This is a genomic window from Pontibacter chitinilyticus (assembly GCF_039748935.1).
GTDB lineage: Bacteria > Bacteroidota > Bacteroidia > Cytophagales > Hymenobacteraceae > Pontibacter > Pontibacter chitinilyticus.
This window is the reverse complement of the sequence record NZ_JBDIZJ010000003.1, coordinates 188,865-205,091: the sequence shown is the minus strand read 5'-3', so window position 1 is coordinate 205,091 and position 16,227 is coordinate 188,865. Positions and strand designations below refer to the sequence as shown.

Here is a 16,227-nt window from a genome sequence, read left to right as displayed (position 1 = left end):
GAGAAAAAACAACTATTTATGGACATATTTCTGATAGCTATACTATGTGTGGCCGCTTACCTGATTGGTTCTGTGTGTACGGCGGTGTGGGTAGGCAAAGCCTATTATGGCATTGACATCCGGCAGCACGGCAGCGGCAACTCCGGCGCCACCAACACCTTTCGGGTGCTGGGCAAAAAGCCGGGTACGGCCGTAATGCTGATCGATATTTTTAAAGGGTGGCTGGCTACATCGCTGGCTGGCCTGCTGATCATCTTCCATGCCATACCTGCCGAGCAACTGGTCGTATTTCAGCTGCTTTTAGGTGCGTTGGCGGTGGTAGGGCATATTTTCCCGGTATACGAGCGCTTTAAAGGCGGCAAAGGGGTGGCTACGCTACTGGGAATGGTCCTGGCCATTCAGCCATTGGTAGCCCTGATGTGCATCCTTATTTTTGTGGTGGTACTTCTCACCTCCAAGTATGTATCGCTGGGCTCGATGTTGGCGGCACTGGCTTTCCCGATCCTGCTCCTGCTGCCACGCTTCCATCCAGATAATCCCATCCTGATCATTTTTGGCTTTGTTATTTTTGCCGTTGTGGTGCTCACTCACCGCAAAAACATCAACCGGCTAATCCAAGGCGAAGAAAGTAAGGCTAACATCCACCTCGGCCGCAAACGATAAAGTATACCGCTACCGGCTAGCGCTAAAAAAGCCATCCTGCAAAGCAAGGGTGGCTTTTTTTTGTAAATTAGCCCAAATCCATTTCTGAAACCATGAACAACTATATCTCCGAAAACAAAGACCGCTTTCTGAACGAGCTGCTCGACATGCTCCGCATTCCGTCTGTTAGCGCCGATCAGAAGTTTAAGCCCGATGTGCTCCGCACAGCCGAATTTGTGAAGCAAAAGCTGAAAGAAGCCGGTGCGGACAATGTAGAACTGGTGCAAACAGCTGGTAACCCGGTGGTGTATGGCGAAAAAATGGTAGATCCAGGCCTGCCAACCGTGTTGGTGTACGGCCATTACGATGTGCAGCCAGCCGATCCCTACGAGCTCTGGAATTCGCCTCCGTTTGAGCCGGTGATTAAAGACGGTAATATTTATGCCCGCGGTGCCTGCGACGACAAGGGCCAGATGTACATGCACATCAAAGCCTTCGAAACCATGATGCGTACCAACACGCTGGCCTGCAACGTGCGGTTCATGATCGAGGGCGAGGAGGAAGTAGGCTCTGTAAACCTGGGCACTTTTGTGAAGGAGAACAAGGAGCGGCTGCAGGGCGATGTGATCCTGATATCTGATACAGGTATGCTGGGCAACAACACGCCTTCGATAACCACCGGCCTGCGTGGCCTGAGCTACGTGGAAGTAGTGGTAACCGGCCCGAACCGTGACCTGCACTCGGGCTTATACGGTGGTGCAGTGGCGAACCCGATCAACGTTTTGTGCCAGATGATCGCATCGCTACACGACGAGAACAACCACATAACCATTCCCGGCTTTTACGACAACGTGCAGGAACTGAGCCAGGAAGAGCGGGCCGAGATGGCACGTGCTCCCTTCGACCTGGACAAGTATAAAAAGGCCTTGGACCTAAGCGATGTAGCAGGTGAAAAGGGCTACGTGACAATGGAGCGAAACGCCATCCGCCCGACACTGGACGTAAACGGCATCTGGGGCGGCTATACCGGCGAAGGCGCCAAAACCGTTATCCCCTCCAAAGCCTTTGCCAAGATCTCCATGCGCCTGGTACCGCATCAGACAGCCGATGAGATTACGGAGAAGTTTAAGAAGCATTTTGAAAGTATAGCCCCTGCCGGTGTAAAGGTAGAGGTGCGGCCGCATCATGGCGGCGAGCCCGTAGTAACGCCAACTGATTCGGTCGCTTACCAGGCGGCTTCCAGGGCTTACGAGGAAACCTTTGGCGTGAAGCCGGTTCCGGTGCGCAGCGGTGGCTCCATCCCGATTGTAGCTATGTTCAAATCAGAGCTGGGGCTGAGTTCGATACTGATGGGCTTTGGTTTGGATTCAGACGCAATACATTCGCCAAACGAGCATTTTGGGATATTCAACTTCATGAAAGGCATCGAAACCATCCCGCTGTTTTACAAGTACTTTGCCGAGATGAGCAAATAAGATACGTATAACCATCAAACAAAAAGCCTCCTGAACACGTGTTCAGGAGGCTTTTTATTAACGCATCAGGTTGGCTTTCGTGCGCGACGGCCGCAGATAACCAACGCTAAGTTGCCACATCGTATTTTTCTGATCCAGTATAGTAGAGAAAGACCGGAGACCACCGGTGTTGCGGAAGCTTACAAAGAAGCCATTGTCCATCATAAAGCCGAGGCCAACGACATACCCATAATCCCAGCGGTTATAGTCGTTGAGGGTATACTCCTGCGGGCCAAGCACCACCGGTGAGGTCCCGCTGCCAGCCTGGCTGCTGATCCTGTTCGTGTGGCTGTCTTCGTTAACTAAATAGCCCAGGTATGGGCCTGCCTCCGCAAAAAGCCCTCGTTTGTGCACCCGCAGCAACACTGGCACATCTACATAATGCAGCCGTATATCACCCGCTACATATGCACTTGGGCTGATCGTGTGCTCTTCATAAGTGAATCCCTTTTGCGTATAATTTAGCTCCGCCTGCAGTTCCAGCGCCGATACAAAATCATAGTTAAAGAGAAAGCCAGCTGTGAAGCCGGCCAGGTGATTCATATCACCGGAAGCATCGCCTGTGGCTTTAGAGAAACCGCCACCGGCTTGAGCACCAATCCGCAGGAACTGTGCCTGCACAGCCAATAAAGGTGCAAGTATAAAGAGGATTAGGAGCCAGGTTCTTTTCATGAGGAGTATAGCTAGATAAAGTAAAGCAGTTACAGTGCTACCTGCTTTACTTTACTGGTTGCGGTGCGGTTTAGTTGGTTTCGATGATGGGTATAAAAAAGCCGGCCCTGCTACAGGAGCAGGGCCGGCTTCATAAAGTAGTGCTAAAGAGCACCTGTTGGTTTTTATTCGCCGGAAGGAATGGTGAAGCCCAGTGTCAGCATGATAACAGAGTGGCGGGCATTTCTCAGGTCATCCCCATAGTCGCCGTAATCCACATCTTTTTTCAGGAAGTCGCTAAAACCACCGTTATAGCGAACGCCTAAGCTAACCACGCCTGTTGTAAAGCCTACACCTGCAGCATAGCCAAGTTCAAACTTTCGCATGCCATCCGTGCTCTTTGAGTCCACAGTTGAGCTCTGGAGTTGGTCGTTGATGTATGTTTTGGTCGTATTGTTCAGGCTTAACAGGTACGACGCCTGTGGGCCGCCTTCAAAGTAAATAGGACCAGCTTTGATATGTAGCAGCACTGGCAGGTCGATGTAGTTGTAGTTTACCTTGCCTTCGCGGCGATAGGTTTGTCCCAGCACATCAAAATCCTCGTTGCTGTTCTTAAAGCCTTTCTGCGAATAAAGCAGCTCCGGCTGAATGCCAAAGAAGTCATCAACAATAGCAAAGTTGTACGTAACACCGGCATGAAAACCGAGTTTGTTATCAAACTGGCTCTCGTCTTTTAAATCGCCGGAAAGATTAGAAAGGTTCCCCCCTACTCTTACACCAAACCCAGATTGCGCCTGTGCGGCCGTAAAGGTGCCTAGCACCAGTGTAAATAAGAATAATAGCTTTTTCATAATTTTCTCATGGTTGATGTATATGCTCTTAGAGCAGTATACAGATTAATAAACTAGTTAAAATTTTGCATTAAATACTTACGCTTTCATCACAGTTAATCAGGCATTCTTTTCTAAAAGTTTTTAATAACAGTTTTCGCATGCATGCAAAGAACCAATATGCAACAAGCGGGCCAAAATATATTAATCAGCTATATAGGCACTCTAAATATGTACAGGATAGCGTTGCAACTGCATGGCTGGTATATATACGTTGGCAACAGCATTTGTATCGTTACCTGGGCAACAAGCAGGCCACCGGATAAAAGAGACTTCTCCGCTACGCTTTTAAAGGTTATCTGATGTTTATAAAATAGTACTTATACTTAGCTCTTTCTCTTCTACGAGGGCAACAGTGGCAGGTATACAAAAAGCCCGGTATTAGCCGGGCTTTTTGCTATAGTTTATTCTGTATTCAGAAAGGAGCCCTATCTGGCAGGCAGCGTATAGCCTAGTGAAAGCATAAATACGCTGTTCTTGTAGCTTGCTGCGTTGTCGTTATCGTTCAGTTGCGAGAAATCACCATTATAACGCACGCCCACACTTACGCCAAGCGGTGTAGCCAGGCCTATACCTGCGGCATATCCAAAGCTCGTGTGCTTATACATGTCCAGGTCATCTACCAGGGTTGTACCGTTATTTTCAATTTCACCGGCTACCCGAAACGACACTTGCGGACCCGCCTCAAAGTATAACGGGCCGGCATTAACGTGCGCTAGCACGGGCACATCAATATAACTCACCTTTACCTTGTAGCTGTCGTTTTTGGATTCGGCACCTTTTTGTGAGTAAAGCACTTCCGGCTGAATGGCAAAGAAGTTATCGCTGGTTAACGGAAACTGCGCCGTTACGCCTGCATGAAATCCCCAGAGCCTGTCTTTGGCAATGCCTTTATCGCCGGTAAAACCGGAGTAGTTAGCACCTGCTTTTACACCAAATCGGGGTGCCTGCATTTGGGCCTGTGCAGCCACTGTGGTTCCCAAGGCCATAACGAATAATAAAAAAATCTTTTTCATAGGTTGTCATTTTAAGTGAAGGGCTTGCGCCCGGGCAGCTAAAATTTAAAGGCAGCTGCTATTTTTAGGGGTAATACGAAAGGTCCTTATCAAAGTATAAAAGAATTGCACTGTTTTTTACGACTACAAAGCTGATGCAAAGACAATCTCCTGACTTCTAGGCAAATAAAAAGCGACAACTTTTGGACTGTCGCTTTATTAAATTTAGGCTAAATTACTACTTATGGCCGGTTATACTACCCAGCCCACCCTTCCCGGTCCAGGCTGCGGTACTGAATTGCTTCTGCTATGTGCTCGATCTTTATTGCATTACTTCCGGCGAGGTCGGCAATGGTGCGGCTCACTTTCAGGATGCGGTCGTAGGCGCGGGCCGAGAGGCCGAGGCGCTCCATGGCAGTCTTCAGCAGCGTACGGCCGGCGTCATTTATCTGGCAAATATCCTTTACCATCTGCGAGGGCATCATAGCATTGGAGTGGATATCGGGATAACTTTTGAAGCGCTCCGACTGCACTTCCCGCGCCTGCACCACCCGCTCCCGAACCGAACGGCTGTCCTCGCCTTTGCGGGCGCCTGTCATCTCATCAAACGTAACCGGCGTAACCTCTACATGTAGGTCGATGCGGTCCAGCAGCGGGCCACTTACTTTGTTCAGGTAACGCTGCACCACGCCGGGGCCGCAGACACATTCCTTGTTCGGGTCGTTGTAATAGCCACAAGGGCACGGGTTCATGCTGGCTACCAGCATAAAGTTAGCCGGAAAGTCGATAGACGATTTCGCGCGCGAGATGGTAACACGGCGCTCTTCCAGGGGCTGGCGCATCACCTCCAGCACGGTGCGCTTAAACTCCGGCAACTCATCCAGAAAAAGCACACCGTTGTGCGACAGGGAGATCTCACCTGGCTGCGGGTTGCCTCCGCCGCCTACCAGCGCCACGTCTGAGATAGTATGATGCGGGGCGCGGTACGGCCGGGTGGAAAGCAGCGAGGCCGCCTCTCCCAACTTACCGGCCACGGAATGTATCTTGGTTGTCTCCAGTGCTTCCTGCATCGAGAGCGGCGGCAGAATAGACGGCAGGCGCTTGGCCAGCATCGTTTTGCCGGCTCCCGGCGGACCGATCATAATTAGGTTGTGCCCACCTGCGGCTGCAATCTCCAAGGCGCGCTTAATGTTTTCCTGGCCCTGCACATCAGCAAAGTCAGCGGCATACTGGTCTACACTGTTCATAAAAATATCGCGCGTATCCACCGTTAGGGGCGCAATCTCACGCTTTCCATCCAGAAACTCGATGGCTTCCTGTATGTGCTGCACGCCTATCACTTCCAGGTTATTCACAATGGCGGCCTCTTGTGCATTCTGTATGGGAAGTATAAAACCTTTGAAACCTTCTTTGCGGGCTTGTATGGCAATGGGCAGCACGCCTTTTATCGGCCGCAGCGAGCCATCCAGCGACAACTCGCCCATGATCATGTAATCCGGTATTTTGTCGGTCTGCATCTGGCCCGAAGCTGCGAGAATACCCATGGCAATGGTCAGATCGTAGGCAGAACCTTCTTTGCGGATATCAGCAGGTGCCATGTTGATCACCACTTTCTGGCGGGGCATTTTGTAGCCATACTCTTTTAATGCCGACTCGATGCGCTGCTCTCCTTCTTTTACAGCATTGTCAGGAAGGCCAACCAGAAAGTATTTGGTGCCCGCCGACACGTTTACTTCTATAGTAATAGTATAGGCGTTTACACCTTGCACGGCGCTGCCAAAGGTTTTGATAAGCATTTGTTTTCAGTTGGAAGTATAAAATTTACACACTTGTGGAGCCGGAACAAGGTTTTAGTTCAATTAATTCCGTGTTGCTTCCAAAAGCACTAACCAGGAGTGCGGCTTGCAAAGCAGCCGACAAGTATGCGTTAACGTTTCCCCAGGCGCGTCAAGTCAGGGTGCACCGGCAGGTACGACTGCGTCACATCCTCTCCTTTCTGGTGCACCGTGATGGCGGTGCAGGTGCTATCGGGCACCGTTACCTCAAAGGCAATGCCCTGCGCCTGGTTATCGTAAATGTATACCTGCTGCTTTTGATCGTTAGTATAGTAGGCCAGCGGCTGCAGCGGGCTAAATGCCTCCCGGATTCGCGCCAGGGCCACCCCCGTGCTGATGCCTTCGGATGTCTGGAACGCAGGCGAGGTAACCTGCACCTGCTGCACTTTGGCCGGACTGCCGGTGCCGTCGAAGTTGTTTACGGTGTAAACCGCTACATACTCCCGAGGATTGCTTTTTCTGCTGACCCAGAACGAGAGCGCCTTGCCCATGGCCGCGTCACCGCTGTCAGGTTTGCCCAAGGCCTGGTTTAGTTCCTCCGCCGTCATGTTGAGGTGAACCTGGCCAATGCTTTCGCCTGGTATGATCAGAAAAGCAGAATCAGGTGCAGTGGGTTGCGCCGGTGTAGCCGGCACTGTTGAGGCAGTTGTATCTCCGGCAGGGGCCGTATTGCGTTCTGTCTGGTTGCTTGTATCATGTTGCGGCTGACAGGCAACCAGGGGCAGTACCAATAGCAAGTATAAAGGATATCTCATACTGCCATAACGTAAAGGCAGTGCAAACTGTTAGTGGGTTAGCACCAACTTTGTATCCACCCGCTTGCACTATAACTCTACTAACTAAAAAAACTATACTACGGATTATATTTATATCATTTTCCTAAAAAATATAATTTAGTAAAGTCCCTTTTCGTCTTAATCGATTTACATGGATGCTCACAACATTGCCGCTCCGCACAAACATAGCCCCAATAACGTGTTGAGTTATGCCTGGGTAAAGAAGAACCTGGCCCACCTGTTCCCTAACCTGGAGGAGCACGTACTCGATGATCTGCTTCAGAAATTCAGATGGCGGTCGCTAAAGCGGGGCGAGGTGTTGTGCCGCGAAGGAGATGCAGGTGATAGTTTATACTTGTTAGTATCAGGGCGGCTGAAAGCGCTGATTGGCGCCGACACGCCCCATGAGCGCCAAGTAGGCGAAGTATCGCAGGGCGAGTGTGTGGGCGAGATGGCGCTGATGACTGGCGAGCCACGCACGGCTACCATTCAGGCAGCGCGCGACTGTACGCTGGTGCAGTTGCTAAAGTCTGACTTTGATACGCTCATAAGCCTGCACCCGCAGGTGGTGCTGAGCCTGTCGCGTATGGTTATCAATCGCCTGAACTATACGATGCACCATGCTGCGGCACCTGCTAAGCTCAGCAATATTGCCCTGGTGCCCGCCACCAATAGTCCCGAAATCAACGTGTTTATCCATCAACTAGTAGCTGAACTGCGTCGGCAGGGGCCATTCCGACACTTACATGCAGGTTTGCTGCCTGAGGAGTTCAAAACGAAAGCAGACAGGAACGCACCTATCTCCTTAGCGCTAGGCAACTGGCTGGCTGAGCAGGAACTGGAGCAGGAGTTGGTGGTGTATGAGGCAGAAGCCATAAACTCATATTGGACACAGCAGTGCCTGCGCCACGCCGACAAGATCATTATCATCAGCCAGGCATCCGAGTCGATTACGCTTTCTGCTATCGAAAACACCGTGTTCCACGACAACGACCATCATGCCCTACAAAGGGAGCAGGTCTTTCTCTACCCCGAGGCAACGGAGCAGCCTTCACTGTCGCGCCAGCTACTGGCATTGCGGTCAGTAAACCGTCATTACAATATCAGGCAGAACGATGGGCGGCATCTCAGCCGCCTGGCCCGCATGCTCCTGAACCGCGGTATAGGGTTGGTGCTGGGTGGCGGCGGGGCTAAAGGCTTTGCGCATATTGGTATATACCGTGCCCTGCAGGAAGCCGGCGTACCTGTTGATATGGTATGTGGCACAAGTATGGGGGCCATTATTGCGGCTGGCATTGCGCACGAGTGGGATGCAGAGCAGCTCAGGAGTAAAGTTAAAAGTGCCATTGTTACTGATAAACCCCTCAACGATTATACCCTTCCGGTACTCTCGCTCCTAAAAGGACACAAGTTTCAGCAGACTTTAAAAAAATACTTCCGCGACCAGTACATCGAAGATCTGTGGCTGAACTTCTTCTGCATCTCCAGCAATTATACTTTGTCTGAGATGGTCATACACGAGGAGGGACTACTCTGGAAAGCGGTGGCGGCTTCGGCCTCTATCCCTGGCGTACTGCCCCCGATGGTAAAAGGCAACGACCTGCTGGTAGATGGAGGTACTTTTAACAATTTTCCGGTAGATGTGATGAAAGAACATTATGGTGGCAAACTTATCGGCATCAATTTACTTATAGACAAAGCGTACGAACTCGACTATACCACTTTACCGGGTGGCTGGCACCTGTTCTTCTCCCGCTTCCTGCCTTTTCTGCGGCGCTACAAAAGCCCAAGTATATCAGCCATCATCTTAAAGTCTACCACGCTGCCTAGTATCGTGCACCAGCGGCAGCAAATAGATGACCTGGACCTTTTCATGACGCCACCAGTGGGCAACTTTAGCCTCCTGGCTCTCAACAACTATGACAAGATTGTGGCGACAGGCTATGAGTATGGAAGCGCGTTTCTGCAAGAAGCCCCACTGCACAAACTTACCGCCAAATAAGCTTTCGGATGCCAGCAGAAATGTTTACCGTAGCCCGGCTCCTCTAAAGAGGCTGCATATTAAGTGAGAACAAGAAGTATGGGTAATTCACATAATAGCTTTATATGGTAACTGCTGTACATACGACCAACCAATACTTTTAACTCGACATATATTACTGCTACCTAATATATTGTGCTAGCTAACTAAATATAACACGTTGATGAATACTTTGTCCTTTAAATAAACTACCTTCCGTAAGTCATAAAATATAGAGCTATTTTGCTTTTAAATATAATCTTACGATTACTACAACTGCGTTCTGTTTGCCGTTTGCGTTGTTGAGCAGTTGTTGCCTCCCACCACAAGCCTGTACCGGAAATAAGAAGGTATAGGGGTTCTCCTTTAAGAGCCACCTGAAGCATATCCATGCAGGGGTAAACAGCGCTGAAATGTTGTCTATCTTACCTGTACAAGGCATCACCTGCGTCATTCTGTTTCCGCTACCATCATTTTCCGCTACCCTCTTGAAAATGATCTCTGCCTGCCTTAAAGCAGCCATTTTGCGCTGTTATTGATATTTGGTGATTATACATTGTATTCCCGTACTACAATCCCGACGGATATGACATTCTTTTTTACTGCTGCAGCCCAAAGCTCAGAAAGGCCTTCCCCCGGTGCCCGGCCTGGCACTACCAGCTATCGCTTGTGTTTCCTGCTCCTGTGCTGGAGTTTGCTTCCGCTTGAGGCTTTTTCTCAAACGGAAACAGAGATTATTCCAATGGTAGAATGTGTGCGGTGGTTACCAGCAGAAGGTAAGTATGAGGCGGTATTTGGCTACAATAACCCGAGCAAAACAGATGTGACAATACCGCCTGAAAACAGCACTCTTTCCTGCGCCGGCGCAAAAGTTAACGGAAACGATAAAACCTTTAAACCAGGCAGGGTGTTTTCGGCTTTTACCGTGCAGTATGACTGTCCGGAGCTGACCTGGACCGTTACAGGGCCTAGCGGCAAGCCTAGATCTGTCACAGCGAATGGCAGCACGACAGCCTGTACTACTGGGGGCAACATTACTCCTGTCATCAGTTCTCCTATAAAAACCAACACCAAAATAGGCTCTGAGTTAACCATTTTGCCAGGTTCCGGGGCCATTAATACAGATAACGTATACCAACTAGAAACCACAGGAGGCATACAGTATGTATTTATCCGGCTAATAGCTGTTGACAACAGAACAGACGCTTTACTCACCGACCTAAGCAGCAAAGGATTCAGACAAGCCAAAGTATCCGGCCTGCAAATTACAGGTTGGTTGCCTGTTAGCGAATTAAATAACTTAAACAGCCTGGCAAACCTGAACCTGGCTATGCCAGTCTTTACGCCTTTAGCAAATGGTGGTGCTGTCACCAGCCAGGGCGATAAAGCACAGCGCACCGACCTTACTCGCACCGCCTTTGGCGTGCAGGGCGAAGGCATTAAAATTGGTGTACTATCTGATAGCTATAATGCCCGGCCCAACAATGAGGCGCTACGGGATGTGCTGCAGGGCGACCTACCGGGCGTAGGGAATCAACTGAACCCACTGCCGGTACAGGTGCTCAAAGACCTGCCCTCCCGCTCTGGCTTGGGCTCCGACGAAGGCCGGGCCATACTGCAGATCATCCACGATGTGGCCCCGAAAGCGGCGCTGGCTTTCCGCACCGGCTTCGATGGTCCCATTGACCTGGCCCAGGGAATCCGGGAGCTAAAGGCGGCAGGCTGCAACATTATTGTGGATGACATCACCTACAGCTCCGATTCCTATTTTCAGGATGGGGTGGTGGCGCAGGCCGTGGATGAAGTAGTAGCCCAGGGCGTTACCTACTTTTCGGCAGCGGGCAACTTCGGAGACCGCTCTTACCAGGGCACCTATACACCGCTTGTGCTGCCGGACGGCCGCAATGTGCATAACTTTAGGGGCGGAGACTATAAGCAACGCCTCTTCTTGCCGGAGGGCACCTATTCTTTGGGGATGGAGTGGTCCAGCAACACAGAGCAGGACCTGGACTTCTACCTGACCGATGACAACGACAACATCATTATCGGGTATAACCGCAAGAGTACCTATCCTTTTGAGGGCATGGCCTTTAACGTGTCTGCCGGGGGTGCTGTTGCTAACATTATGGTTGTCAATGCAAGCACGACCGTTATCGATCCCAGCCTTGTATTTAAGTATATCATCTTCCGCGGCAGTGCGGGCATAGCCGAGTACCGCAGCGGCACCGCCACCATTACCGGCCATGCCAATGCGGCAGGAGCGATTGCCATTGGAGCCGTGCTGTATCAGAATACACCTGCTTATGGCGTCGCGCCACCTACCATCGCGTCTTTCTCTTCCAGGGGAGGTACGCCTATTCTGCGGGATGCCACCAACGGCGCCGTGAACATCACCCGCGAGAAGCCTGATTTTACGGCACCAAACGGCGGCAATACTACCGTGCCGCTGGGTGGGCAGAATATCGACGGAGACAGTTATCCTAATTTCTTCGGCACCTCTGCCGCTGCACCCCATGCCGCTGCCGCTGCTGCGCTGCTGATTGGGGCAGCTAAAAAGTTTGAGGGCACGAACCTGACACCTGCTGCAGTGCGGCACCTGCTGCGCTCCACTGCCTTGGATATGGGCAGCCCGGGACAGGACAATGCAACCGGCTATGGCTTTCTACGACCTGACGTGGCTATCTCCACCTTTGCCACACCTACTCCTATCGCTGTATGCCTGACCACGCCAGAAGGTATAGTAGCTGGCAAGCCTGTTGTCATCACTGGCCATTATTTCAAAAGTGGCTCTTCCCTTTACATAGGCGATACCAAAATTACTCCTGCAACTGTGAGCGAAACGCAGCTGCAGGCAGTACTGCCAGCTATTACCGGCAACCCTGCCATCCGGGTATACAGTCCACCAATCAGCAGCAGCGGGAAAGATGGCGGTTATTCCAATACCTTATACTTGTATCCTAAAACGGTTATCACGATCAAAGCCAACAACACCAGCAAGCGTTACGGCGACAGCATGCCTACTTTTACAGCCACACTCACCAATGCCCCGGCCGGTCTGACGAAGAATGATATTCGCTTTACAACGCTGGCAACCGATATCAGCGATGTTGGCGCCTATACGATTACTCCTTCTATTATCGAAACAGACCTCACCAGACCCATACTTGCAAACACCGATGCTTATGAGTTTGTGTATGAGCCGGGCACACTCCTTATCGAAAAAATTCCGGTGCTCGTCCAAGCGAATGATGTGGCCATTACGGAAGGAGCGCCTATCCAGGGCTTTACCTATACTTATACTTTCCCGACGCCCATCAACAACACTGCTGACCGGATTCAGCTGATTCGCGATAACCTGCTTCGGGAGCACCTGGCATTACAGACAAACAAAGTAGCACTGGTAACAGAAAGCGAGCTGCTGCAGCTCAATGCCATCCAGAACAGGAGCTTCCTGATCAGTGCCGCGGCAGAAGCCAATAGTACCCGCATTCTGAACGGTACCCGAATTATGAACATAAGCAGCAGCCTGCTTAATGAACTGGCTAGTGCAGACATAAATGCTTCGCGCATCATCAACAGCACGTTCCTGATGAATGCGGCTAAGATCATGAATTCTTCCCGCATCATCAACGGCACCCGGATTATTAATAGCACTAGGGTAATGAACAGCAATACCGTAGGGGAAAACAACAATGCTCAAAGCATTTTTATTCTGGATGCTACAGATGAGGTTCTGTCTAATATTTATTCGATCAACTTAATTACCGGCTATACTTTGGGAGCTTACCTGTGGTCTCCGGCCTCGCTGCTGTCTAACAACGTGGACGTAAGCTACGGCCCGCCGGGGAACTTCTTTGTTAACCCGATTGGTACCGGGGTAAAGGCTGTAAAACCGTCACTGGATTGTGTACAGCTATCCACCAGGCCCGGATATTACGTTGCAAATTTCTCCTACAACAACCCCAATGCCATGACAGTCGGGTTGCCAGAGGGCAGCGATAACAACCTGATCTATGCGGGAAAAGGCTCCCTGTGCTTTGTCAATAACACCCGCAAGCCTACGGTTTTCAAGCCGGGCAAGAACTACGCGTTTTCCGTTGAGTTTGATGGCAGCAAGTTAACCTGGGACCTGTCGAGTTTTCAGGGAACAAAGAAAACCTCTATTGCCTCCTCGGCCAGCTCTACCTCCTCTAGATGTAAAGTCGACCGGGTAATTACCAGCACCCAATGTCCAACACTGTCAGCTAGTACCGCAAGTAACCTGGCTGGCAGCACGGGCTTGGGTGAACAGGAGATCGGGGTATACCCGAACCCTGTGGAAAACACGTTGACCATCGACCTGAGGGGAGTGGCAGATACGGAAGTAAGCTTACTGGTATATGACGTGCTGGGCCGCGTGTGTCTCCGGCAGCAACAGCTCACCAAAAACGCAGCGAACGAGATCAGTATGGAGGGGCTGCCATCGGGCCTTTACCTGGTGCAGATGACGTATGGCGCAGTGACCAAGCAAACACGAATTGTCAAGCGCTAGCAGGGGATTAGTAAAGTATAACATTCGAACTGAAGTAAACCCGGCGTAGGTGGCTTTGAGAAGAGCTCCTGCGCCAGGATCCGTTCAGAGGTATAACGCCTGGTTATACTTCTGAAACCTTTAAAACAGGAACAATTAAACACAGGCATCATGAAAAAGCTACTCTTGCTATTGTTTGCTTTACTGTTGCAAACATTAGCTTTTGCACAAGCAGCCACCACCCTGGATAGTCTGCAGCAATTACTGGCAACAACCCGCGATACTACCCGGGTAAACGTGCTGCTGGAATTAAGCAAAGCCTATAACGGCGAGGATAAGGCGAAAGCCATTGCCTATGCCCAACAAGCGCTCAAGCTAGCGCAGCAGCAGCACTTCCTCCGCGGAGAGGCCTATGCTCTGAAAAGCCTGGGCCTGGCGTATGTGGCAGAGGGCAACTACCCGCAGGTGTTAGGCTACTGGCAGCAGTCACTCAACATTTTTCAACGGCTTGGCGATAAGGTGGGCGAGAGCAACATGCTCAACAACATGGGCGTGGTATACTCTATTCAAGGCTGGGATGCCAAAGCCATAGAGTTTTACCTCAAAGCCCTGAAAGCCGGCGAGGCAAGTGGGGACAAATTGCGCATCTCGACCGCACTCATAAACATTGGCGCTCAGTATTACCAGAATCCCAGCACCTTTCATAAAGCGTTGCCATACTATCTGAAAGCCCTGCCACTAAGCAAGGCCCTCGGCGACCAGCTTAGCCTGGGCACCCTGATGGTAAACATTGGGGAGATATACCTGGAGCAGCACGAAGATAAAAAAGCCTTAGGCTATTTTGAGGAAGCCATCCGCATACTGGATGCCTCGGGCAACAAGGACAAGGTAGCCTATACTCTCAACAACGTGGGCAAGATATTTACCCGGCGTGGCGAGCTGAATAAAGCCATGGAGCAGCACCAGAAAGCCCGGCGCATAGCCACGACAGCCTCTGCTAACCTGGAGCTTGCACAAACGCTGAACTTTATCGGCAACCTGCAGCTGCGCCTGAAAAGACCCGCACAAGCCTTGGCTACCTTCCGGCAAGCCATGAACGTGGCCCGGGAGCTCGGCGCTAACTATGAGCTCAAAGATGCTTATGCGGGCCTGGCACAGGCGTACAGCCGGCAGGAGGATTTCCGAAACGCTTATACTTACCAAAACCAGCTGCTCACGCTGAAGGATACCCTGTACAATGCGGAAACGAACAAGAAAATAAATAACCTGCAGGCAAACTATGAGAGCGAGAAAAAACAAGGGCAGATCGATTTACTAACCAAAGACAAAAAGCTGCAGCAGCTCAGCCTGCAGCGCGAGCAGGTGATGCGTAATGCCCTGCTGGCGGTGCTGGGGCTGAGTATCATCATTGCCCTGGTGCTGCTCCTCAACTACCGCAACAAGGCAAAAGCTAACAAGCTGCTGCAAAATAAAAATGAAGAGATCAACGCGCAGAAAGAAGAGATAGCCGTGCAGCGCGACCACCTCGAGCAAACCTACCATAACCTGGTTAACACGCAGGAACAGCTGGTGCAGTCCGAGAAAATGGCCTCGCTTGGTCAGCTTACGGCCGGAGTGGCCCACGAAATCAACAACCCCATCAACTTCGTATCGGCTGGCATCGACTCTCTCCGTGCTAATTTTGCCGACATTATGAAAGTAGTAAATGGCTACCTGGCCCTGAAACCTGACGCAGACAACCGGGTCCCGCTACAGCAGCTGGAGCAGCTTAAAAAAGAGCTGGAAGTGGACGAACTGATTGAGGAGTCGGAGCAGCTGCTAAGTAGTATAAAGAACGGCGCTACCCGTACCAAAGAGATCGTGAAAAGCCTGAAGAACTTCTCGCGCCTGGATGAGAGCAGCCTCAAGAAAGCTGACATACACGAAGGCCTTGACTCTACACTCGTTATCCTCAACAACCAGCTCAAAGGCAGGATCAAGATCGTGAAGAACTATGGCGACCTGCAGGAAATCAACTGCTATCCGGGGCAGCTGAACCAGGTATTCATGAACATCCTCAACAATGCGGCGCAAGCCATTCAGGGAGAGGGAACCATCGCCATTAAAACCTATACCGAAGATGATTATGCCGTGATCAAGATCAGAGATACCGGACCAGGCATGAGCGAAGAAGTAAGGAAGCACATTTTTGAGCCTTTTTTTACTACCAAAGATGTCGGCGAAGGCACCGGGCTAGGCCTGTCTATTACCTATGGCATTATCGAAAAGCATCATGGAAAAATCGATGTGACCTCGGAACCGGGAGTAGGCACCGAATTCACGATCCGCATACCGCTGGAGCATACCAATACCTCTGAGGCAATGCCCCTGGCCACTGTTTAACCTGTAACATAA

General features: G+C 50.9%; 11 protein-coding genes. 5 read left to right on the top strand and 6 right to left on the bottom strand.

Translation table 11 applies throughout. The features are described from left to right. Nucleotides 1–18: 18 nt before the first annotated feature. A complete protein-coding gene (plsY, locus tag ABDW72_RS07225) occupies nucleotides 19–663 on the top strand; it encodes a glycerol-3-phosphate 1-O-acyltransferase PlsY (RefSeq protein ID WP_347157836.1) in 645 nt (214 codons plus the stop codon). 92 nt (nucleotides 664–755) lie between these two features. Continuing rightward, on the top strand, nucleotides 756–2,117 hold the full coding sequence (locus ABDW72_RS07220; RefSeq protein ID WP_347157835.1) for a dipeptidase: 1,362 nt from the start codon (nucleotides 756–758) through the stop codon (nucleotides 2,115–2,117). Nucleotides 2,118–2,174: 57 nt separating this feature from the next. On the opposite strand, the gene ABDW72_RS07215 is transcribed toward ABDW72_RS07220, so the two are convergent. From ABDW72_RS07215 to ABDW72_RS07195, 5 genes are all read right to left on the bottom strand, one after another. Further along, nucleotides 2,175–2,828, bottom strand: a complete 654-nt coding sequence (locus tag ABDW72_RS07215; RefSeq protein ID WP_347157834.1) for a porin family protein — start codon at nucleotides 2,826–2,828, stop codon at nucleotides 2,175–2,177. 164 nt (nucleotides 2,829–2,992) lie between these two features. Next, entirely contained in the window at nucleotides 2,993–3,658 is a 666-nt protein-coding gene (locus tag ABDW72_RS07210) for a porin family protein (protein ID WP_347157833.1), read from the bottom strand. A 467-nt stretch (nucleotides 3,659–4,125) separates the two neighbouring features. Further along, nucleotides 4,126–4,713, bottom strand: coding sequence for a porin family protein (locus tag ABDW72_RS07205; RefSeq protein WP_347157832.1), 588 nt, complete (start codon nucleotides 4,711–4,713; stop codon nucleotides 4,126–4,128). 236 nt (nucleotides 4,714–4,949) lie between these two features. After that, the gene (locus ABDW72_RS07200) at nucleotides 4,950–6,488 is read right to left on the bottom strand and encodes a YifB family Mg chelatase-like AAA ATPase (protein WP_347157831.1); all 1,539 of its coding nucleotides are present in this window, start codon (nucleotides 6,486–6,488) and stop codon (nucleotides 4,950–4,952) included. A gap of 131 nt (nucleotides 6,489–6,619) precedes the next feature. After that, a complete protein-coding gene (locus ABDW72_RS07195) occupies nucleotides 6,620–7,282 on the bottom strand; it encodes a hypothetical protein (RefSeq protein ID WP_347157830.1) in 663 nt (220 codons plus the stop codon). A gap of 172 nt (nucleotides 7,283–7,454) precedes the next feature. On the opposite strand from ABDW72_RS07195, the gene ABDW72_RS07190 reads away from it, so the two are divergent. Further along, a complete protein-coding gene (locus tag ABDW72_RS07190) occupies nucleotides 7,455–9,305 on the top strand; it encodes a patatin-like phospholipase family protein (protein WP_347157829.1) in 1,851 nt (616 codons plus the stop codon). A gap of 256 nt (nucleotides 9,306–9,561) precedes the next feature. Here the strand turns inward: ABDW72_RS07190 and ABDW72_RS07185 are convergent, their stop codons facing one another. Next, on the bottom strand, nucleotides 9,562–9,846 hold the full coding sequence (locus ABDW72_RS07185) for a hypothetical protein (protein WP_347157828.1): 285 nt from the start codon (nucleotides 9,844–9,846) through the stop codon (nucleotides 9,562–9,564). 231 nt (nucleotides 9,847–10,077) lie between these two features. Here ABDW72_RS07185 and ABDW72_RS07180 point away from each other — a divergent pair, with 231 nt between their 5' ends. Both ABDW72_RS07180 and ABDW72_RS07175 read left to right on the top strand, forming a co-directional pair. Next, on the top strand, nucleotides 10,078–13,854 hold the full coding sequence (locus tag ABDW72_RS07180; RefSeq protein ID WP_347157826.1) for a S8 family serine peptidase: 3,777 nt from the start codon (nucleotides 10,078–10,080) through the stop codon (nucleotides 13,852–13,854). A 150-nt stretch (nucleotides 13,855–14,004) separates the two neighbouring features. Beyond that, nucleotides 14,005–16,215: a tetratricopeptide repeat protein gene (locus ABDW72_RS07175; RefSeq protein WP_347157825.1), complete on the top strand. Its 2,211-nt coding sequence runs from the start codon at nucleotides 14,005–14,007 to the stop codon at nucleotides 16,213–16,215. Nucleotides 16,216–16,227: the final 12 nt, after the last annotated feature.

Coding starts and splice junctions, on each gene's coding strand:
- ABDW72_RS07185 (WP_347157828.1), bottom strand. CDS start 9,846: ATGGCTGCTTTAAGGCAGGCAGAGATCATTTTCAAGAGGGTAGCGGAA.
- ABDW72_RS07220 (WP_347157835.1), top strand. CDS start 756: ATGAACAACTATATCTCCGAAAACAAAGACCGCTTTCTGAACGAGCTG.
- plsY (WP_347157836.1), top strand. CDS start 19: ATGGACATATTTCTGATAGCTATACTATGTGTGGCCGCTTACCTGATT.
- ABDW72_RS07205 (WP_347157832.1), bottom strand. CDS start 4,713: ATGAAAAAGATTTTTTTATTATTCGTTATGGCCTTGGGAACCACAGTG.
- ABDW72_RS07175 (WP_347157825.1), top strand. CDS start 14,005: ATGAAAAAGCTACTCTTGCTATTGTTTGCTTTACTGTTGCAAACATTA.
- ABDW72_RS07215 (WP_347157834.1), bottom strand. CDS start 2,828: ATGAAAAGAACCTGGCTCCTAATCCTCTTTATACTTGCACCTTTATTG.
- ABDW72_RS07195 (WP_347157830.1), bottom strand. CDS start 7,282: ATGAGATATCCTTTATACTTGCTATTGGTACTGCCCCTGGTTGCCTGT.
- ABDW72_RS07190 (WP_347157829.1), top strand. CDS start 7,455: ATGGATGCTCACAACATTGCCGCTCCGCACAAACATAGCCCCAATAAC.
- ABDW72_RS07200 (WP_347157831.1), bottom strand. CDS start 6,488: ATGCTTATCAAAACCTTTGGCAGCGCCGTGCAAGGTGTAAACGCCTAT.
- ABDW72_RS07210 (WP_347157833.1), bottom strand. CDS start 3,658: ATGAAAAAGCTATTATTCTTATTTACACTGGTGCTAGGCACCTTTACG.